The 21423-nt window shown below is 63.9% G+C and carries 21 protein-coding genes; 11 read left to right on the top strand and 10 right to left on the bottom strand.

Translation table 11 applies throughout. The features are described from left to right. Positions 1-77: 77 nt before the first annotated feature. Together BSG09_RS07905 and BSG09_RS20745 are read right to left on the bottom strand one after the other, a co-directional pair. A complete protein-coding gene (locus BSG09_RS07905; protein WP_092931889.1) occupies positions 78-584 on the bottom strand; it encodes a hypothetical protein in 507 nt (168 codons plus the stop codon). 254 nt (positions 585-838) lie between these two features. Beyond that, a complete protein-coding gene (locus tag BSG09_RS20745) occupies positions 839-979 on the bottom strand; it encodes a DUF7556 family protein (RefSeq protein ID WP_463508296.1) in 141 nt (46 codons plus the stop codon). Positions 980-1132: 153 nt separating this feature from the next. On the opposite strand from BSG09_RS20745, the gene BSG09_RS07900 reads away from it, so the two are divergent. The 4 genes from BSG09_RS07900 to BSG09_RS07885 all read left to right on the top strand — a co-directional run bounded on the left by BSG09_RS07900 (position 1133) and on the right by BSG09_RS07885 (position 6031). Continuing rightward, a complete protein-coding gene (locus tag BSG09_RS07900) occupies positions 1133-1987 on the top strand; it encodes a CBS domain-containing protein (RefSeq protein ID WP_092931887.1) in 855 nt (284 codons plus the stop codon). After that, on the top strand, positions 1980-3755 hold the full coding sequence (gene glyS / locus BSG09_RS07895; RefSeq protein ID WP_092931885.1) for a glycine--tRNA ligase: 1776 nt from the start codon (positions 1980-1982) through the stop codon (positions 3753-3755). The genes BSG09_RS07900 and glyS overlap by 8 nt, the downstream gene beginning before the upstream one ends. 349 nt (positions 3756-4104) lie before the next feature. Beyond that, positions 4105-4689: a diacylglycerol/polyprenol kinase family protein gene (locus tag BSG09_RS07890; protein WP_092931883.1), complete on the top strand. Its 585-nt coding sequence runs from the start codon at positions 4105-4107 to the stop codon at positions 4687-4689. 130 nt (positions 4690-4819) lie between these two features. Further along, positions 4820-6031: an MFS transporter gene (locus BSG09_RS07885; protein ID WP_092931881.1), complete on the top strand. Its 1212-nt coding sequence runs from the start codon at positions 4820-4822 to the stop codon at positions 6029-6031. Positions 6032-6055: 24 nt separating this feature from the next. On the opposite strand, the gene BSG09_RS07880 is transcribed toward BSG09_RS07885, so the two are convergent. Continuing rightward, the gene (locus tag BSG09_RS07880) at positions 6056-6556 is read right to left on the bottom strand and encodes a TspO/MBR family protein (protein WP_092931879.1); all 501 of its coding nucleotides are present in this window, start codon (positions 6554-6556) and stop codon (positions 6056-6058) included. Positions 6557-6693: 137 nt separating this feature from the next. Here BSG09_RS07880 and BSG09_RS07875 point away from each other — a divergent pair, with 137 nt between their 5' ends. After that, positions 6694-9126 carry a DEAD/DEAH box helicase gene (locus tag BSG09_RS07875; protein ID WP_092931877.1) on the top strand — a complete coding sequence of 811 codons (2433 nt, stop codon included), beginning with the start codon at positions 6694-6696 and terminating at the stop codon, positions 9124-9126. A 20-nt stretch (positions 9127-9146) separates the two neighbouring features. Here BSG09_RS07875 and BSG09_RS07870 read toward each other — a convergent pair whose 3' ends face one another. The 3 genes from BSG09_RS07870 to BSG09_RS07860 all read right to left on the bottom strand — a co-directional run bounded on the left by BSG09_RS07870 (position 9147) and on the right by BSG09_RS07860 (position 11483). Next, positions 9147-9998 carry a phosphatase PAP2 family protein gene (locus BSG09_RS07870; protein ID WP_092931875.1) on the bottom strand — a complete coding sequence of 284 codons (852 nt, stop codon included), beginning with the start codon at positions 9996-9998 and terminating at the stop codon, positions 9147-9149. Between the two features lie 282 nt (positions 9999-10280). Beyond that, positions 10281-10955, bottom strand: coding sequence for an Sjogren's syndrome/scleroderma autoantigen 1 family protein (locus BSG09_RS07865; protein WP_092931873.1), 675 nt, complete (start codon positions 10953-10955; stop codon positions 10281-10283). A gap of 69 nt (positions 10956-11024) precedes the next feature. Further along, positions 11025-11483, bottom strand: coding sequence for a TIGR00725 family protein (locus tag BSG09_RS07860; RefSeq protein WP_092931871.1), 459 nt, complete (start codon positions 11481-11483; stop codon positions 11025-11027). Between the two features lie 150 nt (positions 11484-11633). On the opposite strand from BSG09_RS07860, the gene mdh reads away from it, so the two are divergent. Continuing rightward, positions 11634-12548: a malate dehydrogenase gene (gene mdh, locus BSG09_RS07855; RefSeq protein WP_092931869.1), complete on the top strand. Its 915-nt coding sequence runs from the start codon at positions 11634-11636 to the stop codon at positions 12546-12548. 111 nt (positions 12549-12659) lie between these two features. On the opposite strand, the gene BSG09_RS07850 is transcribed toward mdh, so the two are convergent. Next, positions 12660-12905, bottom strand: coding sequence for a ferredoxin (locus BSG09_RS07850; RefSeq protein ID WP_092931867.1), 246 nt, complete (start codon positions 12903-12905; stop codon positions 12660-12662). Between the two features lie 97 nt (positions 12906-13002). Here BSG09_RS07850 and BSG09_RS07845 point away from each other — a divergent pair, with 97 nt between their 5' ends. Further along, positions 13003-14211 (top strand): inorganic phosphate transporter, encoded by a 1209-nt coding sequence (locus tag BSG09_RS07845; protein ID WP_092931865.1) that lies wholly within the window; start codon positions 13003-13005, stop codon positions 14209-14211. Positions 14212-14222: 11 nt separating this feature from the next. Here the strand turns inward: BSG09_RS07845 and BSG09_RS07840 are convergent, their stop codons facing one another. Next, on the bottom strand, positions 14223-14657 hold the full coding sequence (locus BSG09_RS07840) for a universal stress protein (protein WP_092931863.1): 435 nt from the start codon (positions 14655-14657) through the stop codon (positions 14223-14225). Between the two features lie 164 nt (positions 14658-14821). Between BSG09_RS07840 and BSG09_RS07835 the strand changes: the two genes are divergently transcribed. The 3 genes from BSG09_RS07835 (at position 14822) to cgi121 (ending at position 18218) form a co-directional block, all read left to right on the top strand. Then, on the top strand, positions 14822-15250 hold the full coding sequence (locus BSG09_RS07835) for a DUF6069 family protein (protein WP_092931861.1): 429 nt from the start codon (positions 14822-14824) through the stop codon (positions 15248-15250). A 104-nt stretch (positions 15251-15354) separates the two neighbouring features. Further along, positions 15355-17715 (top strand): ATP-dependent DNA helicase, encoded by a 2361-nt coding sequence (locus tag BSG09_RS07830; RefSeq protein ID WP_092931859.1) that lies wholly within the window; start codon positions 15355-15357, stop codon positions 17713-17715. After that, positions 17712-18218: a KEOPS complex subunit Cgi121 gene (gene cgi121 / locus BSG09_RS07825; protein ID WP_092931857.1), complete on the top strand. Its 507-nt coding sequence runs from the start codon at positions 17712-17714 to the stop codon at positions 18216-18218. Before BSG09_RS07830 ends, cgi121 begins: the two co-directional genes overlap by 4 nt. Positions 18219-18294: 76 nt before the next feature. Here the strand turns inward: cgi121 and BSG09_RS07820 are convergent, their stop codons facing one another. Both BSG09_RS07820 and BSG09_RS07815 read right to left on the bottom strand, forming a co-directional pair. Further along, on the bottom strand, positions 18295-19071 hold the full coding sequence (locus BSG09_RS07820; protein ID WP_092931855.1) for an iron-sulfur cluster assembly protein: 777 nt from the start codon (positions 19069-19071) through the stop codon (positions 18295-18297). Next, positions 19071-20135, bottom strand: coding sequence for an amidohydrolase family protein (locus BSG09_RS07815; RefSeq protein WP_092931853.1), 1065 nt, complete (start codon positions 20133-20135; stop codon positions 19071-19073). The genes BSG09_RS07820 and BSG09_RS07815 overlap by 1 nt, the downstream gene beginning before the upstream one ends. A 186-nt stretch (positions 20136-20321) precedes the next feature. Here BSG09_RS07815 and BSG09_RS07810 point away from each other — a divergent pair, with 186 nt between their 5' ends. Further along, positions 20322-21365: an NAD(P)-dependent alcohol dehydrogenase gene (locus tag BSG09_RS07810; protein WP_092931851.1), complete on the top strand. Its 1044-nt coding sequence runs from the start codon at positions 20322-20324 to the stop codon at positions 21363-21365. Positions 21366-21423 lie beyond the last annotated feature (58 nt).

Below are 21423 nucleotides of genomic sequence, written 5' to 3'. Positions count from 1 at the left end.
GCTGAATCGACAGAGTGTTTCACGGCAACCGACGGCTGCAGAGGCCGTGCGACGCCGCAAGCGTCGCAGCAGTGCGCTCAGTCGAATACTGACGACGGCTGCTTGAGATAGACGTCCTGTTCGGTTACTCGCTGGTAGACATCATACAGCGTCTCCACCGCCGCTTCATCGGGGTTGAACCGAATGTGAGGCGCAGTGTGATAGCCACGACAACTGGTCAGGAAGAAATAGAGCGTCCGGTGATGGTCCGGCGTCGCGTCGACGACGCCCATCGATCGGCCGCCGAGGTCGTCCGAGAAATCGTTGAGCAGCGCGGTGATATCATCGTGAAGCTGCTCGTCCGGACGATACTGCGGCAGTCCGAACGCCTGTTGCATGTACGTCGTCGCCGCCTCGAGAAACGGGTTCGCGTCCAATCCCGTCGGATTGACGTCCTGAAACGCCTCGTACAACTCGAGGATCGTCGACAGTTCCGACCGCGTGATCGCGATCGGCAACACGGGCTCGCCACGCGGCAGCGAGTAGTCGGGAAACGAGTGCGACCCCGGATCTGGGAGCTGGTCGAATAGCTGCTCGAGCGACATGTGCATAACTATGTCATAGAGTGCCAAACTGTTACCGATGTGAACGCGACCCAGACGGTCTGCTGGAACGATGTCCCGGAGGGATCGCAGGGCGGTACGGTCTCACCGGCACTGACCGACAGGAGTCCGTATTAGGCGTGAGCAACGAATAGACGGGACAGCACAGCGGCCAGTCGTGACTGTTGAACTGTCGGTTTCGGCCACGATGGGCGTCGCGGCCGGACCCACCGAAGAAAATCCCGTTCGGCCCCCAGTTATCGCCAGGCCGGCAGCGTCGGTGCGTCCTCGGCCTCCATGGACAGCCAGGCACCGTCCGCGGAGATATCCGCAATGACGTACTCGTCGCTCGCGGCCGTCGAATCGATCGCACCGACGATACTATCGTCGGACGCCATGGCGTTGGGGGATACTGCCATGATAGTGAGTCACACTCAGTGCCATATAAAGTCATCGAATCGTACTATCCGTTCGCGATACCGATCGAGAATCAAATCAATTCTGGGTGTGAAACACTGGGTTTATACTCATTTTCGCCGTACCGGTGGGATATGAACGTAGCCGACGCGATGACGCCTCGCGAGGACGTGGTGACCGTCGACTTGCCGGGCACCCGGACCGACGTGCTCGAGTATCTCCAAGAGCAGTCGTTCTCGTCCGTGCCGGTCGTCAAAGAGACCGACGACGGGCTCGAGTACCGCGGGCTGGTCACGCGGGAGACGCTGATCGAACAGCCCGACGAGGACCAGCTCGTCATGCTGATGGAAGAGGACATGCCGACGACGACTGCCGAGACGAGCCTCGAGGCCGCCGCCCAGACGATGGTTGAGGAAGGCGCACGGCGCGTGCCCGTCGTCGACGGCGAGTTCGAGGGGATCATCACGGTGACAGACGTGATCCACGCGATCGCGACTGGCGACCAAGAGACCAGCGCCACCGTCGAGTCCTACGTCAGCGAGGACGTGAACACGACCTACGAGGGGGCACCGCTGCCCGTCGCCGAACGGGGGCTCTCCTACGCGAACGTCCCCTACACCGTGGCACTGGACGACGATGGCCGGATGAGCGGCGTGCTTACCGAGGTCGACATCATCGATGTCGCCCGGATCGTCGAGGGCGAGGAGTCGACCGGGGATAACTTCGGCGATCAGGACGACGAGTGGTCCTGGGAGGGGATCAAGGCCGTCGGCAGCCGCTATCTCCCGACCCGGGACATCGAGATTCCGACGGAGCCGGTCCGGCAGTTCATGAGCGAGGACGTGGTGACGGTGTCGGTCAATATGTCGGTACAGGAAGCCGCACAGCGGATGATCAGCAACGATATCGAACAGCTCCCGTTGGTCACGGGCGAAGACCTCGTCGGCATCGTCCGTGACATCGATCTCCTGGAGGCACTGTATGAGTGAACAACAGCACACGGACGACAGCACCGACAGCACGAGCGAGAAACTGGTCGAACTGGCCAAGCGACGCGGCTACTTCTTTCAGTCCTCGGGTGCCTACGGCGGCGTCGGCGGCTTCTACACCTTCGGCCCACAGGGTGCAGCCCTGAAAGGCCACGTCGAGGATGCCTGGCGCGATCGCTTTGCCGTCGCGGAGGGGAACATGGAGATCGACGCGCCCACGATCATGCCCGAACCCGTCTTCGAGGCCTCGGGTCATCTCGACGGCTTCGACGACATGCTCGTCGAGTGTCCCGACTGTGGCGAGAGCCATCGTGCGGACCACATCGTCGAGGACAACACGATGTACGAGGACGCCGAGAGTCTCGAGATTCCCGAAGTCGAAGAGGTCATCGCCGAGTACGAACTCGTCTGTCCCTCCTGTGGTGGCGGGCTGGCGGGTCAGGCCGTCGAGGACTTCAACCTCATGTTCGCGACGAACATCGGCCCCGGCGACTCCGATCCCGGCTACCTGCGCCCCGAGACCGCCCAGGGTATCTTCGTCGAGTTCCCCCGCCTCAAAGAGTACGCGCGCAACCAGCTTCCCTTCGGCGTCACCCAGATCGGCCGCGCCTACCGCAACGAGATCAGCCCACGGCGATCCATTATCCGGACCCGAGAATTCACGCAGGCCGAACTCGAGTACTTCATCGACCCCGAAGTCGACGAGCCGGATCTCTCGAGCGTCGAGGACGTCGAGGTCACCCTCTACCCGGCCAGCGAGCAGAACAAAGACGACGGCGAGGCCTTCGAGACGACGATCGGCGAGGCCGTCGACGAAAACATCATCACGGACCCGTGGGTCGCGTACTTCCTCGGTGTCGCAAAGCCGTGGTACGAGGCAGTCGGCGTCGATATGGACCGGTTCCGCTATCGCCAGCATCTCGCCGGCGAGCGGGCCCACTACGCCAGTGACTGCTGGGACGCCGAAAGCGAGATCGACGGCAACTGGATCGAGATGGCCGGCTTCGCCCATCGGGGCAACTACGACCTCTCGAAACACGCCGAGCACTCCGGCGACCGCTTTACCATCTTCCGGCAGTACGACGAGCCACAGACCGTCGAACGCGCCACCGTCGATCCCGACATGAGCTATCTCGGGCCCGAATTCGGCGGCGACGCACAGGCCGTCGTCGGCAAACTCGAGGACCTCGCGGCCCGCGACCGCGAGGCGTTCGACGGCGACACCGTCGAATTCGAACTCGAGGGCGAGACCCACGAGATCCCCGTCGAGAAGACCGGCTTTTCGGTCGACGAGGAGACGATCGCCGGCGAGCACATCACCCCACACGTCGTCGAACCCTCCTTCGGTGTCGACCGGCTGGTCTACACCGTCCTCCACCACGCCTACCGCGAGGACGAAGTCGACGGCGAGGACCGCACCTTCCTCGAACTCGAGCCGGAAGTCGCGCCCACCTTCGTCGGCGTCTTCCCGCTACAAAGCGACGACGAACTCGAGGCCCAAGCCGACGAGATCGTCGAGGACCTGCGCGAGGCGGGGCTGTCGGTCACCTACGACGACTCGGGCAACATCGGTCGGCGCTACCGCCGCCAGGACGAAGTCGGGACGCCGTTCTGTGTGACTGTCGACTACGAGACGATCGAAGAGGACGAGACGACCGTCACAGTCCGCGAACGGGATACGACCGACCAGAAGCGCCTGCCAGTCGACGAACTCGCCGAGACGCTGTCGGCGATTCGGGCTGGCGACCTCGAGTTCGAGGAATTGTAGCAACCACAGTAGCAGTGGTGGCGGTGCAGATTTTGTTGCAGCTGCGAGTGAGCCCGAAGGGCGAACGAGCAGGCCGACGACCGATGTGAAGGCCCCGAAGGGGCCGAAACGGAGGGAGGTGGTCTTCGTAAGCGCAGCGAGCGAAGACTCGGAAGTCGCAGCCTGCGAGCGATAGCGAGCAGGACCGTCTTCCGGTGCTTTTGATCAACCCTAAGCGGGAGCGGAGCTCCCGCGAAGTCCGAGAGAGCTTCGCTCTCTCGAGATTTTACCGAGCGACCGAAGGGAGCGCAGTGTAAACGGTTGGAGGTGATCGACGGACTGAAGGTCACCTCCCTCGAGCCACGACATAATGGCCGACGAACTGAAGCGGCGACTCGTCCACGCCAGCGGCTCGGGGCTTGTCGTCCTCTATCTGCTCGCCGACGCCCTCGAGCTCGGGCTTACGTGGTTCCGGTTTCAGCTCCTGCTGGTTCTCCTCGCGACCGGGGCGCTCGTCCTCGAGTTCCTCCGACTGCAGGTCGGACTGGACTGGCGGCTCTACGACGTGTTGACCCGTGAGTACGAACAGGACAACCCCGCCGCCTACGCGTTATATCTGATCAGCATGGCTGCCGTCGTGGTCGTTTTCGAGCCGGCAATCGCCCTCCCCGCGATGTTGATGCTCGCATTGGGCGATCCGATCAGCGGGACGGTCTCGGACAACACCCTCCAGCGGATCAAGCCGCCGAAAGTGCTTATTACGATGTTTCTGGTCTCGACGGTCGTTGCGATCCCGTTCCTGCCGCTCGCGGTCGCGATGATCGCCGCCCTCGGCGCGACGCTCGCTGATGGCATCACCCTCGAGATCCGGACCTACATCATCGACGACAATCTGACGATCCCTATTTATGCCGCCTGTCTGGCGTGGCTGGCCCTCGAGTTCGTGCCGGCGTGATCCCGGTCGCGGACTCGCAGTGAGCAGGGCCGCAGGGCGTTCGCGCTGTCGTATCGCGGTTCCGATATCGGCAAGGGTGTACCGTTCTGGGCCGCTCAAGGCCGCCGCGGACGAACGGATACGATAACCCGTGGCGCGCTCGAGAACGACACATCGACTCGCGACCGTCCGCAGCTTTCTCACGGACGGGCGCGGCGAAATCCTGAGTGCCGTCGCTGCCGGTTGGTTCCTCTCGATCGGCGTCCGGCTCGCGTATCCGGTGTTGCTCCCGTATCTCCGGGAGAGCTACGGGCTGGATCTGACGACGGCCGGCTTCCTGCTGACCGTACTCTGGCTCTGGTATGCGCTCGGACAGCTTCCGGGCGGGCTGCTTGCCGATCGATTCGGCGAGGGAAACGTCCTCGTCGCGAGTACGGCGATCTCGGCGGTCGCACTCGGTCTCGTCGCCGTCGCTGGCTCCGCGCCGGTCGTCTACCTCGCGACGGCAGCATTCGGCTTCGGGACGGCATTGTACGGCGTCGCCCGGTTTACGACGCTCTCGGATATCTTTCCCGACAACGACGGGACCGCGATCGGGATCACGATGGCGGCAGGCCAAGTCGGCAACACCGTCCTCCCGCTTGCGGCCGGCGGCATCGCCTCGGCGTTTGCCTGGCAGTACGGCTTCGGCCTCGTCGTTCCTGCCTTCGTCGCCGTGGCCGTCGGTCTCCGACTCGTCGTCCCCGCCCGCACCTCGAACGCGACCAGTGCCGTCGACAGCGTCTCCGTCGAGACGGCACGCTACGTCGCCTCGCAACTGCGTCGGCCGGAGATCGTCACCGTGACCGCGATCCAGATCCTGACCTACTGTGTCTGGCAGGCGGTTACAGGCTTCTATCCGACCTACCTGATCGAGATCAAGGGGTTCTCGGAAGGGGTCGCGACCGGGCTATTCAGCGCCTTTTTCGCGACTGGAATCGTCGTCCAGCCGCTGACTGGCCGGCTCTACGACCGGTTCGGGATTCGAACAGCGCTGCCACCCGTGCTCGGTGTCATCGTCGTGTCGCTGGTCGCGCTGCCGTTTCTCGAGGGCTTTTGGCCGCTCGTTGTCGGGACGATATTCCTCTCGAGCATCCTCGGCTACGGGACGATCACCCTGCCGTACATGACCGCGGCGTTTCCCTCAGACATGCAGGGAACCGGGCTGGGCTTTCTGCGAACCGTCTACATGACCACCGGCGCAGCGAGTCCGGTCCTGTTCGGTGCGCTCGCGGATCGAGGCTATTTCGACGAGGGGTATTTCGCGCTCGCCAGTCTCGTGGCGGTCGCGGTGGTGTTGACGTGGTGGCTCCCGGAGCAGTGAGTGGCCGTCACGTGACAGGCCCGCCTAGGCGTTCAGCCGCCAGAGTTCGAAGTTGAGCACGGCAGCGAAGGTGATCCACGCGAGATACGGCACGAGCAAGGCTGCTCCACGGCGGTCGACTCGTCGGAACGCGAGGATCGTTCCGAGGACGAGCACCCAGAGGACGACGATGATACCGAACGCAGCCAGCGGTGCCTCGAGCGCGAAAAACGTCGGTGTCCAGACGACGTTGACCAGCATCTGGGCGGCGAACAGTCCCAGTGCGAGCCGCCGGCCGCCAGCGTCACTGCGCCAGACCAGCCACAGCGCAACGCCAAGTAGCGTAAACAACAGCGTCCAGACGACCGGGAACGCGATCGTTGGCGGATAAAACCACGGTTTCTCGAGGGCACGAAACCACGGCGTGTTGGGCGACCCGATCGCACTCGGTGCCGCCCCGACGAGATTGACCAGCAGGACGAAGCCGATCGCGGTGAGGATCGACCCGAGGTCCGGGAGGCGTTGGCGGATCGTTCGGGTTTCCATATCACGTTCTATGCTGTCGTTCGATTTATACCAGTAGCCTAACTCGACTGTATTTCGGTCCAGCGGCCCCGCAGCCGCGAGACCACTTTCACCGTGCTATCTCAATCCTTAACAGCGCCCGCATCGAATCGCTGCCAATGGCAACGACGGACGAGGACGTCGCGTCGATCGAGCATCCGCTGCTCGAGTCCGACTTCTTAGAGCGCCGGCTCTACCAGCTGAAACTCGCAGGGACGGCCGCAAATCACCACACGCTCGTCTGTCTCCCCACGGGGTTGGGGAAGACGACGGTGAGCTTGCTGGTCACGGCCCGGCGACTCGACGAGGTCGGCGGCAAATCCCTGATGCTCGCGCCGACGAAACCCCTCGTCCAGCAACACGCAGACTTCTACCGGGAGGCCCTCCAGATTCCTGACGAGGAAATCGTCGTCTTCACCGGCGACGTGAGCCCGGACGACCGCGCCGAACTGTGGACGGAGGCGACTGTCGTGATGGCGACCCCACAGGTGATCGAAAACGATCTCGTCGGGAGCCGCATCTCGCTTGCGGACGTGAGCCACATCACCTTCGACGAGTGCCACCGCGCGACCGGCGACTACGCCTACAACTACATCGCCGAACGGTACCACGCTGACGCTCAGCAGCCGCTCGTGACAGGGATGTCGGCCTCGCCCGGCGGCGACGAGGAGGCCATTCTCGAGGTCTGTGAAAACCTCGGCATCGCGGAGGTCGAGGTAATGACCGAAGAGGACGCCGACGTCGAGGAGTTTACCCACGACACCGAGGTCGAGTGGGAACGTATCGACCTTCCAGATGAAGTCCTCGAGATCCGGGACGCGCTGAACGAAGTCATCAAAGACCGCCTCGAGAAGCTCAAGGAACTGGGCGTGGCGAAGTCGACCCAGCCAGATCAGTCCCAGAAAGACCTCAATCGGATGCGGGCGGAACTGCAGCAGCTGATCAACAACGACCAGTCGGAGGGGTTCGAAGGGATGTCGGTCCACGCCGAGGTGATGAAACTCCGGCAGGCCGTCACGCTGGTCGAAACCCAGAGCGTCGAGGCCCTGCGGCGATACTTCGAGCGCCAGCGCAACCAGGCCCGCTCGTCAGGGGCATCGAAGGCGAGCCAACGGATGGTCTCGGACCCGCGCGTCCGCGAGGCTATGCGGAAAGCCGAGAGTTTCGACGAGCTCCATCCCAAATATCGGAAAGCGCGGATGCTGCTGGCAGAGACACTGGGCCTCGAGGGCGGTGAACGCGTGATCGTCTTCACCGAGTCCCGCGATACGGCCGAGGCGCTGACGGACTTCTTGAGTGAGAGCTTCGACGCGAAACGGTTCGTCGGGCAGGGCGATCGCGAGGGCTCCGACGGCATGACCCAGAAACAACAACAGGACGTCTTAGACGAGTTTCGCGCAGGCGAATTCGAGGTGCTCGTCTCGACGTCCGTCGCCGAGGAGGGGCTGGACGTCCCGGAGGTCGACCTCGTGCTCTTTTACGAACCCGTTCCAACCGCGATCCGGTCGATCCAGCGCAAGGGCCGGACCGGCCGCCAGTCGGAGGGCCGCGTCGTCGTCCTGATGGCCGAGGATACCCGCGACGAGGCCTATTTCTGGATCTCCCGACGGCGCGAAAAGGAGATGGAAAGCGAGCTGCGCGATCTGAAAGGGATGGCCGACGAGCTCGAGAACGAACTCGACGACTCCCAGCAGTCACTGGCCGATTTCGAGGGCGAAGCCGACAGTGAGTGCGGGGTGAAAGTAGACGGAAACGGCGGCAACACCGACGCCGTCGGCGATTCTTCCACCGGAAGCGAGGGGGTTGCAGACCAGCCAGGCTTACAGGAATTTGCCGACGAAGAGACAGAGCCGAACGAGGACGGCGAGGTCGAAACCCACGAGCCACACGCCGAGGGTGAGACCGTCGAAATCGTCGCCGACCAGCGCGAGATGGACGCCAACATCGCCCGCGATCTCTCGCGCCGCGAGGAGATCGAGATCAGCCTCGAGACGCTCGATGTCGGCGACTACGTCCTGTCGGATCGGGTGGTCGTCGAGCGCAAGTCCGTCGCCGACTTCGTCGACTCGCTGGTCGGGGGCGACCGGTCGGTCTTCGAGCAGGTCGGTGCGATGGCGCGACACTACTCGCGGCCGATCGTCGTCGTCGAGGGCGAGGGGCTGTACGAACAGCGGGACATTCATCCGAACGCGATTCGGGGCGCACTCTCGAGTCTTGCGGTCGACTTCGGGGCGAGCGTTCTACGGACCGAAAGCGAGGCCGACACGACGGAACTGCTCGCCGTAATCGCCGGCCGCGAACAGGCGACCGCCGACCGAGAGGTGTCGGTCCACGGCGAGAAAGGCACCAAGACGTTAAGCGAGCAACAGGAGTACGTCGTCGCCTCGATCGCCGAGATCGGCCCCGTCACCGCGCGGTCGCTTCTCGAGGAGTTCGGCACGGTCGAGGAAATGATGATCGCGACCGAAGACGAGTTACAGGATGCCGACGGCGTCGGACAGGTGACTGCCGAGCGGATTCGAGAAGTGATCGGCAGCGACTATACTGGATAAGACAGCCGAGGCAACGGCAATCAATCGCTCGCGTCGGACGCGATGCTATCCTCGCTTGGAGGAACGGAGCCGGCCGCTCCCTCCGCACGGGTGACGATCCGTTCGGCCGCGATAACGCTCCCGACGGCGAGGAGAATGCCTGCGATGACGTCGATCAGCCAGTGGATCCCGAGGTACATCGTCGAGAAGACGACACAGATCGTCACGAACGACGCGATCTGGAACCATCGTGGGTACTCCTCGCGCGAGCGCCAGGCGAATAGCATGACGACGACCGCCAGTGACGTGTGCAGCGAGGGGAAGACGTTCGTGTTCGCCGATACTGCCGCAGTGACTTCCTGAGTCTGCGGGTAAAAGGAATACATCAGGCCGTCGACGGACGAGAGGTGATTGCGCGGCCCATAGACGATAAAGAGCGTATAACAGAGCGAGCCGATCAGATAGTTGAACACGTATGCCAAGAGGAGTTCCTTGAGGTGGCGCTGGGACGGCAACAGGAAATAGAGGATGGGGCCAGTCACCAGCAGGAATGGGAACCCAAACATGTACATCGCCGAGAAGAACTCGAGCGTGACTGTATGGGGAACGACGTCCTGGAGGACTGCAACGAACTCCCCTTCGAGAGCGTAGATTTCCGCGGTGAGATCCCAGTCGAGCGCGCGCGAGATCCGTAAACTATGGCCGTGGGTTGCTCGTTTTGCGAGGAAGAATACCCCCGCGACGCCGAGATACGGCGATATTTCGGCGAGCCGGCGGTCGTAGTCGGCCGCCGTCCGTTTCAGGGCGGTTCGGTCGAGACAGATCGCAGTGGTCCCGAGCAAGCCGATACAAACGACGAGTACCGTGAGTAATACGACGAATCCAAGTGCCATCGGTAGGGTCTCCTCTCTCCGTGGGTCGGTGAGCGACCGCGGGCCGGTACATGGAGGGTGGAATCGGTGTCGACCCGGCACACGACCGACACAGCGGCCGATCTGGCCCACGTTCGAGCGATGTTATGGCACACCATACTATCAAATATATATCTAGTGATGTAGTTCATATCTGTCATATTGGGTGTAGAGAGTCGCGTACTGATCGACGAAACGACACGCACATTCTCACAGGAAAGAACGTCCAGGAAGCAGTCCGACCGTCTCGAGCGCCGTTAGCTGTCAGCGCAAGGTGGACAGCGTCTCGCCGGCCTCGCGCGCCGCCTCGAGACACTCCCGTGCGTATCGTGGGTCGTCCGTCGCGGCCGCCTCCGTGGCGAACTTCTCGAGCGTGCGGACGAGCGCGTCGTGTGCGACCTCAAGGTCGCCGTCGGCCGGTTGCGGAGTCGGGGTCGACGCAGGGGAGCGAGACGGTGCGCTCGGCTCGCTCGCCCGATCGTCGGCGGTCCGACTCGAGACATCGGCCTGGGGTGTGGGCTGGCGCTCATCCCGGGATGGCGTTGTGACCGACGATTCGCGCTGGCTGTTTGCGTCCGTCTCGGCCGTCGACGCGTCCGACGTAGCTGTGGCCGTCGGCTCGGCCGATGCAGCAGGGGTGGGTTCGTCCGCGGCGGATTGGTCCGGCTCAGAGTGATCCGTGGACGACTGTTCGTCGGCCGGTTGGGCCTCGAGGTCGGTTCCCTCGACGGCGTCGGGATTGCCATGGCAGCTGGGGCAGAACGTAGTGCCGTCCATCTGGAACAGCGGGTCGCCACAGGTCCCACAGTGAGTGTTGGTCATCGTCGCGCCCTTGAGTAACAGATCGCTCATTCGCTGGGTGGCCTTGCGCTCTTGTTTGTCGCGTTCGTACTTCTCACGGAGTTTCTCGCGCTCTGCTTCCTTGTCGAAGTCGCTCATGTCCAGCTAGAGGTGTCGGAGCGTCGAAAAAGCTGCGACAACGAGATTCCAGGGCCGTGACGGTGACACTTACGTCTCGAGTGCGGCTTCAACAGCGTCGACGGCCGCTTCGGGAGTGTCGACAGACTCGAGGTCAATCCCGGCAGCGGCGACGTCGTGGGTTGCGAGGCCGACGACGGGCCGGTCGTAGATGCCGGCGAAGCCGAGTTCAGAGAGGGTCCCGACGCCGCCGGCAAGCGCGATGACAGCGTCACCGTTCAATGGGACGAGCGCGTTTCTGGCGTGACCCAGTCCCGTGGCGATCGGGATATCAACGTAGTCGTTGGCCTGTGCGCGGCGCTCGCTCGGCAGGATGCCGATCGTCGTTCCGCCCTCGGCTTTCGCGCCACGACAGACCGCCTCCATGGTGCCGCCGCGACCGCCACAGACGACCGTGTGGCCGCGTGCGGCGAGTTCGCGGCCCACTGCCTCGGCGCGAGCCGCCTGTTTGTCGGTAACCTGTCCGCCGCCGATGACGCTGACGCGCATACTCGAACGGGCGCAGGCATCGGCCATGATCGGTTCGGCCTCGAGGAGAAGAGAGGGAACGACAGTCGTCGAACCTTCATATCGTCAGACTCGTCTGAGGCTGGAATTTCCGACGGATTTAACGTGTGGGATGGGGAAGCATTACGTGGTATGACGAAAGTGAGCGTGGTCGGCGCGGCCGGCACCGTCGGGGCCGCCGCAGGCTACAACATCGCGCTTCGGGACGTTGCGGACGAACTCGTGTTCGTCGACATTCCGGACAAGGAAGACGATACGGTCGGACAGGCTGCCGACGCAAACCACGGCGTGGCCTACGACTCGAACACGACGATCCGACAGGGTGGCTACGAGGACACCGCAGGGTCGGATGTCGTCGTTATCACGGCAGGGATTCCACGCCAGCCGGGCCAAACGCGGATCGATCTGGCGGATACCAACGCACCGATCATGGAGGACATCGGTTCCTCGCTGGCTGAGTACAACGACGACTTCATCACCGTCACCACGTCCAACCCCGTCGACCTGCTCAATCGGCACCTCTACGAGACGGGCGATCGGGCCCGCGAGCAGGTAATCGGCTTCGGCGGTCGCCTCGACTCCGCGCGCTTCCGCTACGTGATCTCCGAGCGCTACGACGCGCCCGTCCAGAACGTCGACGCGACGATCCTCGGCGAACACGGCGACGCGCAAGTCCCCGTCTTCTCCAAAGTACGGGTCAACGGCCAGGACCTCGAGTTCGACGAGGACGAAAAGGAAGAACTGCTCTCCGAACTCCAGACCTCGGCGATGAACGTCATCGAGAAGAAAGGCGCAACCGAGTGGGGGCCAGCGACCGGCGTCGGCCACATGGTCGAGGCCATCCTCCGCGATACGGGTGCAGTGGTACCCGGCAGCATCAAACTCGAGGGCGAGTTCGGCCACGAGGACACCGCCTTCGGCGTCCCGGTCAAGCTCGGCTCCGACGGCGTCGAAGAGATCGTCGAGTGGGAGCTCACCGAGTTCGAGCGCAACCAGCTCGGCGAGGCCGCCGAGAAGCTCTCCGAACAGTACGACAAGATCGCATAATCGACGGTCGGCACGGCACGGCTTTTTTCTCGAGCCTGCATATGGACCGCTCCCAGTCAGTTCCGGCGCATCCGCGACCCGTCGCGCCGGTACACAGCGGGAGCAGACCTATCAGGGGATCAGCTGCTCGCCGTCGTCGTCGTAAACTGTGATCGCGTCGACGGGACAGGTCCGGGCGGCGAACTTCGCGTCGAGTTCCGCGTCCTCGGGAACCTCGCGGACGAAAACGCCGTCCTCGACCTCCTCACTGTCCTCGAGGATGGCCTTCCCCTTCGATTTGTCCTCCTCGAAGGCGTCCCATTCGGCGACACACTGGAACATTCCAATACAGGTGTCCTCGTCGTATTCGATCTTCATAGGCGGTGTTTCGCACGGTTGCGGTAAATCGGTAGCGGTCGTCGATGGACTCGAGGGAACGCTTTTGCGGCCAGTCATTGAAAGAGAGACGAGACGAATGGTTGCGTTCTCCTTTGTTGCCCTCATCGGGATCGCCGTTCTCACCTGTCTGTTCATGGCGTGGGTCCTGGGTGCGAACAGCAACTCGCCGCCCTTTGCCCCCGCGGTCGGCGCGAACGCGATCTCGACGATGCGGGCGGCGTTCGTCATCGGGCTGCTCGCAGCCATGGGGGCGCTCATGCAGGGCGGGAGCATCTCCGAGACGATCGGGGCCGACCTCATCAACGGCGTGACGATCACGCCGCTTGCGGCCACCGCGGGCCTGCTAACCGCGGCTGGCTTCATGTCGATCGGCATCTACACGCGGTACCCGATCCCCGCAGCGTTCGCGACGACAGGCGCGATGGTCGGCGTCGGGCTTTCGCTCGGCGGTGATCCGGCGATGACGACCTATCGCCGGCTCGGCACCTTCTGGCTACTGGTGCCGATCATGTCCGGCGGACTCGCCTACGCGACGGCGACGGTCCTGCGACGCGACGACGTCCCCGAGACGGTCGGCGTCCCGCTGTTGGCCGGTATCGTCGGCGCGATCGTCGCCAACGTCCGCCTCGGTGTGATTCCCGATCCGACCGCCGAGCAGGGCACGCTTGCGGGTTTTGTCGCCCGGCAGTTCGGCGGCGGCCCGACGCTCGCCGCCGGCGTCGATCTCGGGACCGTCGTCGTGACGATCGCCGTCGGACTGCTCGCGTTCTCCTGGGTGCGACGACAGGTCCGCGAGTCAGTCGAAGGCGGGATTCGGTCGTTCCTGTTGCTCCTCGGCGGCATCGTCGCCTTCTCCTCTGGCGGGTCGCAGGTCGGACTCGCAACCGGCCCACTCGAGAACCTCTTTCGGACCGAGCTCGGGCTCCCAGGGTCTCTGTTGCTCGCGATCGGCGCAGCCGGCATCCTCGCCGGTGCCTGGATGGGCGCGCCGCGGCTGTTACAGGCGACCTCTCGCGAGTACGCCCAACTCGGCGTGCGGCGGTCGATCGCGGCGCTGGTGCCGGGCTTTATCATTGCCCAACTGGCGATTGCACTCGGCATCCCCATCTCGCTCAACAACATCATCCTCTCGGGCGTCATCGGTGGCGGACTAGCCGGCGGCTCGGCCGGGGTTTCGCGGCGCAAGGTCGGCGTCACGATCACCTTCTGGCTACTGACACTCGGCAGTTCAGTTGTCGTCGGATACGGCCTGTATCGACTGTTCGCGACGGTGATGGCCGGCTGATTCGTTCGAACTCACTCGAGGATCGTCACCGGCTGCGTCGTCCGTTCGACGACCGTCGTGGCGATATCACGACCGAGAAATCGCCTGATGAACCAGTTCGATCGGGTTCTGTCGCCGGCCATCACGACGTGATCGATCCCCGCCTCCGACGCGTATCGGGGAACGACGGTGCCGGGTCGACCCTCGGCAAGTGCGATCCGGACGCGGTCCCCTGTGTCAGGGCCGGCAACCGACTCGAGCAATTCCGCGGCGCTGGCTCGTGCCTGTGTCGTTCGCTCCTCGCGTCGCTCCAAGACCCCACCCTCACTGAGCGGCGCGCCAAGCGGTGTCACGACCGCCAACAGCGTGATCTCGGCGTCGGGAAACGTCTCGAGGGCGTAGGAAAGCGCTTCGTCCTCCTGTGGTCGGCCGAGCGTGGGAACGAGGACGCGGTCGGGATCGGCCATAGGACGGTCTTCGGGTGCCGATCCCATCGGTCTATCGCCGCCGATCCCACGCTCCGGGGCAGGTCGGGGATGCATCAATACCCAACTAGATAATCAGTCACCGATCCGGATATAAAAGGGATTTCTGACAAACGCTTTTCATCAGTGGCGGCGGAGGGATACTCATGGGCACCGAAACAGGAATGTCGTCATCGGCACGATCACTCACGGCCAGCGGTCTGACACGGTCAGGGGTCGTCGCGCTTGCAGTATCGTTGGGCATCAATTTGCTCATCGTGTTCGTGGCCAACGCCGGCGGTATCGCACCACAACTGGAAGCACTGAATTACGGCCCGGTCACGTTCTTTACGACCCTCGGCGTCATCGGTGCGACCGTCACCTACGGGCTGCTTGCGCGATTCAGTGCCAGCCCCGATCGACTGTTTCTCATCGTTGCAGCGATCGTTCTGGTGCTCTCGCTCGTGCCGGATTTCACGGTTATCCCCAATCAACCCGGCGGGAGTCTCTTCGCCGGCGCGATCCTCGGGCTGATGCACGTCACGACAGCAGTCGTCTGTGTGGGCGTCCTGACCGACCGCAGTGCCGGCCAGTGAGCTGGAGCAGCGCACGCGGGAACACACAGTAATCCCGACGCAGCCTCGATCGACGGAGTCCGAAAGACGATACTTTAAACCGCAAACGGGGCCAAGCACGGACAATGAATCTCGAGGAGCTGTCGGGGCTCCCACCCGGTGCCATCGACCACTTCCGCAGCGAGGGCATCGAGGAGCTCTACCCGCCACAAGCCGAGGCGGTCGAGGCCGGCGCGACCGAAGGCGAAAACCTCGTCGCGGCCGTCCCCACCGCCAGCGGGAAGACGATGATCGCCGCGCTTGCGATGCTCTCGGCGATCGAACGCGGCGGAAAAGCACTGTACATCGTTCCGCTGCGAGCGCTCGCAAGCGAGAAACAGGCCGAATTCGAGGCCTATGAACAGTTCGGCGTCACGGTCGGCGTCACGACGGGCAACTACGAGAGCACGAGCGACTGGCTCGCAACGAAAGACATCGTCGTCGCCACCAGCGAGAAGGTCGACTCACTGGTTCGCAACGGCGCAGAGTGGCTTTCCGATCTCACCTGCGTCGTCAGCGACGAGGTCCATCTGATCGACGACCGCAACCGGGGGCCGACACTCGAGGTGACGTTGGCGAAACTCCGCCAGCTCAACCCCGGGCTACAGACGGTCGCGCTCTCGGCGACGGTCGGCAACGCCGACGAGATCGCCGACTGGCTCGACGCCGCACTCGTCGACACCGACTGGCGGCCGATCGATCTCCAGACGGGCGTCCACTACGGGAACGCGCTGAACTTCGACGATGGCTCGACACGCGAGGTACCCGTCGAGGGATCGGAAAAGCAAGAGGCCGCACTCGTCCGCGACATCTTACAGGAGGACGGCTCCTCGCTCGTATTCGTCAACTCCCGACGGAACGCGGAAGCCGCCGCGAAACGGTTGGGCGGCGTCTCGAGAAACGAATTGACCGCCGAGGAAGAAGCCGACCTCGCAGAACTGGCCGCCGACATCCGCGACGACAGCGACACCGAGACGAGCAGAGACTTAGCAGACTGCGTCGAGCGGGGCTCGGCGTTTCACCACGCCGGTCTCTCGAGCACTCAGCGGAGCCTCGTCGAGGACGCGTTCCGCGATCGCCTGTTGAAGATAATCTCGGCGACGCCGACGCTTGCTGCCGGGGTGAACACGCCCGCCCGCCGCGTGATCGTCCGCGACTGGCGGCGCTTCGATTCCAGCGCCGGCGGGATGGCTCCCCTGGATGTCCTCGAGGTCCACCAGATGATGGGGCGGGCCGGCCGACCGGGACTCGATCCCTACGGCGAGGCCGTCCTGCTGGCCAAAAACCACGACGAGAGCCAAGAGCTGTTCGACCGCTATATCTGGGCCGATCCCGAGCCGGTCCGGTCGAAACTGGCGGCCGAACCCGCCCTGCGAACGCACGTGCTCGCGACCATCGCTTCCGGCTTCGCCCGCACGCGAGCGGAACTCCTCGAATTTCTCGAGTCCACGCTCTACGCCAGCCAGTCGACCGAAGCCGGCCGCCTCGAGACGGTGACCGATACGGTTCTGGCGTACCTCGAGTCGAACGACTTCATCGAACGGGAAAGCGATAGCAGTGACGGGGCCGAAGACGACGGCAGCGCGTTCACCGCCGCTGCCGACCTTGCCGCCGACGACGGCGAGGAAGCACTCGAGGCGACCAGCCTCGGGCATACCGTCTCGCGGCTCTACCTCGATCCGATGAGCGCCGCCGAAATCGTCCACGGGTTAGAGCATGCGGACGACCGGCCGACCGCACTCGGCCTCTACCAGCTCGTCTCACGCACGCCGGACATGTACGAACTCTACCTGCGCTCGGGCGAGGACGAGAAATTCGGCGAACTCTTCTACGAGCGCGAGGCCGAACTGCTGGGCGATACCCCAAGCGAGTTCGAGGAGGATCGCTTCGAGGACTGGCTGGCCGCGCTCAAGACCGGCAAGCTGCTCGAGGACTGGGCCGACGAAACCGACGAAGAACGACTGACAGACCGATACAAGATCGGGCCGGGCGACCTGCGTGGGAAGGTCGACACCGCCGAGTGGCTGCTCGGCGCGGCCGAGTCGCTGGCCGCCGAGATCGACAGCGAGTGGACCGTCGCCGTCCGCGAAGCCCGCGCCCGCGTCGAACATGGCGTCGGCGACGAGCTCCTCGAACTCGTCTCGGTCGGCGGCGTCGGCCGCAAGCGTGCCCGCCGGCTCTACGAGGCGGGAATCGAAGAGCCTGCCGACCTGCGAACGGCCGACAAAGGCGTCGTTCTTGGCGCGCTCAAAGGGGAGAAGACAGCCGAGACCATCCTCGAGAACGCCGGTCGCGAAGACCCCTCAATGGACGGCGTCGAGCCGAACTCGGCGGGGTCGGCCGATGGCGGTATGACAGCCACCTCGAGCGGCGGTGGCGGGACCGACGACGGAACAGTAACAAACGGAGCAGACGACAGCCAGTCGAGCCTGGGTGATTTCGAATGAAACTCCTCGAATGCCGACTCGAGATCGACGATCTGGACGCGTTCGTCGCCGAACTCGGCAACCTCGGCGATCGCCACGGCGTGACGATTCAGGCGTTCGACGCCCGCTACGTCGCCGGCCGCCGGCATCTCGAGCGGGCCGTCGAGTTCGCCGACCGCGCCATCGACCGCGGCGAGAACGTCGCCCGCGATCGCGCCGTCGAGATCCTGCTGTACGCCGCCGGCCGTCGGCAGATCGATTGTGCGCTCGCGATGGGCGTCGACGAAGGCGAAACTCAGGCCGTGGTGCTCGTCGACGGCGATTCGGAGGAGAACGAGGCGGCAGCGCTCGAGGCAGTCGAAACGCTGGATGCGTTCGTCGACCACGAGCCGACACTCGAGACCCAAGACGTCGAGACGTTGTGTGCCTTTTTCGACGTTCCCGACGCCGAACGCGAGGCCACCGACGCACCGCTGTCGGCGCTGGTTTGCGAGCGGGTGGCGCTGCTCGAGGTCGAGAAGTAGGCTCGCGGCGATGACCGGGCCAGAGCGCAGTGGGGAACAGCGATCCCGATGACGCTCCGGTTCCACCGCTGCACCGTCAGTCGCCTGCAGTTTCCTCGAGCCGACCCTCCCGTGCCTCTCGAAGGCCATCACAGATGCCACCCTGACTCGACATATTGACCTGTGCGAGGCGGCCACGTCGGTGGACGAGATCGAACGAGTCGGGATCGATCGGCTCGCCCTCCGGCGTTCGAAACAGGCGGTCGGCCGGGGCCGAGACGAGGCCGATTTCGCGGGTCTTCTCCAGGTAGCGCTCGAGCGGCGCTTCCGGAACGGTGACGGCAAAGGAGCTGTCGCGGACGTAGATCGAGACGGAATCAGCTCCGTCGACGTACTCGAGATCTCGCAGTCGAACGTCGACAATCGCCCTGGCGTCGAGTCCGGCCTCGAGCAGCGCCTCGACCGCGTCGTACTGGCGGGCGACGCGGGCCTTGTCGTCGAGTTCCGCGCGGACTGCGGCGACGTCGCCGTCGGCGTCCGGAAACGCCTCGGCGAACGAGAGATCTTCGTTGACGCCGCGGTTGATTTCCGTCTCGTGCATGTGTTCGTGGAGCGTGATCCGGGCCTCCTCGACCGCCGGCAGCGATTCGATCTCGTCGCGGGCGTCGACGGCCATCATCCACGCGAAGGCCGGCGAACACCACGCCGTCGGCAGCGTGAGGTCGACACTAACGTGGCCACCGTCGATCTCGATCGCGTCGACGTACTCGAGCGCGACGATCGAACGGTCGAGTTCCGGATCGGTGACCCGATCGAGTTGATCGCGGACGGCCGCTCGCGCGGGCGCGGGGCCGTCGGATGTCTGCGTACTCATCAGTCGTCTGCGGCTGCGGGTTCTTCGCTCGCGTAGTGGTCCTCGAGCTCGAACTGCTGGCTGATCTCGTCGTCTTCGAACGTCTGGCGTTTCGCCTCGATGTCGATGTCGTAGAGGTCGGCGATGTTCTCGCCCATGACCTTCTTTTTCGTCTCGAGGTCCCACTCGACGCCGTACTCCGCGCGGTGTTCCTCGGTGAGTTCGGCTTCCAGAACCTCCTCGACGAGCCAATCGGGGTTCCACAGTGCGTAGTCCGAGCCAAAGAGGACGCGGTCCTCGCCGAGCCACCACAGCAGTTCGGACATGATCTCGGAGAACTTGCCCGGTCGGTTCTGGGCGAACGGCGCGGCGACGGCCAGTCCGCCGTAGACGTTCGTCTCCTGGGCGGCGATCCAGCAGAAGTCGTCCAGCCGTGGCAGGCCGACGTGCTCGACGATGAAGTTGAGTTCCGGGAACGACGAGGCCGCATCGTCGACGTCTTTCACGTCGAACGCGTCGCGGTTGAGGGGGCGGATCGTCGGTCCTTTGTGAGCGTGGATGTTCTCGATCCCGAGTTCCTGACACTTCTCCAAGAACTCGAAGGCGTCCTCGTCGTCGAGTCGCCACCCTTTCGAGTCACCGCGCCACTCGGCGGTATAGAGCTTGACGCCGGGGATATCGTATTTCTCATGGAGTTCCTCGAGGTACTCGAGGCCCTCCTCGCCATCACGGGGGTCGAAGGTACCGTTTAAGACGAATCGCTCGGGGTGTTCGGTCGCGAGTTCGGCGTTCTGCTCGGTGGTGTTGAATCCCTCGTCGTAAAAGTCGGTGAGGTACGTCGGCTGGAAAATGGCCATGTCGGCGGCAGCGTTGCCGAACAGGTCCTCGACCATCCGGTCAGCGCCGTACTTGCGATACTCGTCGATGTCCCACTGGCGTTCCTCGGGCGTGAACGTCGTGTGATAGTCATAGAAACACTGGATGAACTCTTCCCCTCCCTGGTGTTGGATATTCTCCTCCGTCGCGTCCCACAGGTGCACGTGGCCGTCGATGACGAAGATCTCCTCTCCGTTGTGCTGATACATCGTACCATGCACATCGGTACCACTACCCATTACTCTTTTTCAGGCAGAGATGAATGCGACACTCGGATCGATTTTCGCGGCCAAAATTAGCGGTGGTGGGTAGTAGTATCAAATCCAAAACACTCATGTGACACGAGAGGCGAGGGGAATGTTATCACGGATGACGGTGAACTGTGTGTCAGTCCCATGCAAGCAGCCAGACTCCACGGATACACCGAGGACATGAGCGACGCGCTCTCGATCGACGATATCGACCGGCCGGATATCGAACGGTCCGACGGCGTGTTGATCGAGGTCGAGGGCGCGGGCTGGTGTCAGACAGACAACCACATCATCGAAGGGATGTGGGAAGAGTACGCCCCACAGGACCTGCCGATGACGCTGGGCCACGAAAACGCGGGGATCGTCGCCGAAACTGGCGATGAAGTAACGCTGGTCGAAGAAGGCGACCCGGTGATCTGCCATCCCGTCCAGACCTGTGGCATCTGCCGTCCCTGCCGGCTCGGCGAGGACATGTACTGCAAAAATAGCGCGTTCAATGGCCTCACGACTAACGGCGGCTTCGCCGAGTACCTCCTGACCAACGAGCGCGCCGTGATTCCGCTGCCCGACGGCGTCGATCCGACCGACATCGCCCCCCACGCCGACGCGGGGATTACGGCCTACCACGCCGTCAAGAAGGCGGTCGACGAGCTGAATCCCGGCGACACCAGCGTCGTCATTGGTGTCGGCGGCCTCGGCCACATCGGGGTGCAGTGTCTCGAGGCGATGAGCGCCGCGGACATCGTCGCCGTCGACATCAAAGACGAGGCACTCGAGCTCGCGGACGAGATAGGCGCACACCACACGGTCAATGCTTCCGACGAGGACCTCCCGGACGTCATCGCCGATTTGACCGACGACGATGGGGCCCAGCAGGTCATCGACTTCGTCGGCGGCGACGAGACGACGGGACTGGCACCCGAGATCGTCGCCGCCGGGGGCGACCACCACATCGTCGGCTACGGCGGCCACATCCACGAACCCAGCCAGGCGCTGGTCAACGGCGAGTTCGCCTACCGAGGGACGCTGGTCGGCAAGTACGCCGAACTCCAGGAACTCGTCGCGCTCGTTGATCGCGGCGAAGTTGAACTGCGTACCGAACGCCACGATCTCGGCGAGATCAACACGGTCGCCGAACGCCTCGAGCACAACGAAATCGAAGGCCGGGCGGTCATCCTCCCACCCTGAGCTAGCCGGCGACGCGATGCCGACGGCTCGTGCCAAGACGGCAGTCGGTCGCCGACCG

Source organism: Natrinema hispanicum (assembly GCF_900111485.1).
In the GTDB taxonomy this organism is placed as follows: Archaea; Halobacteriota; Halobacteria; order Halobacteriales; family Natrialbaceae; genus Natrinema; species Natrinema hispanicum_A.
Note: the sequence above shows the minus strand (reverse complement) of the source record. Positions and strands in the feature narration are given on the sequence as shown.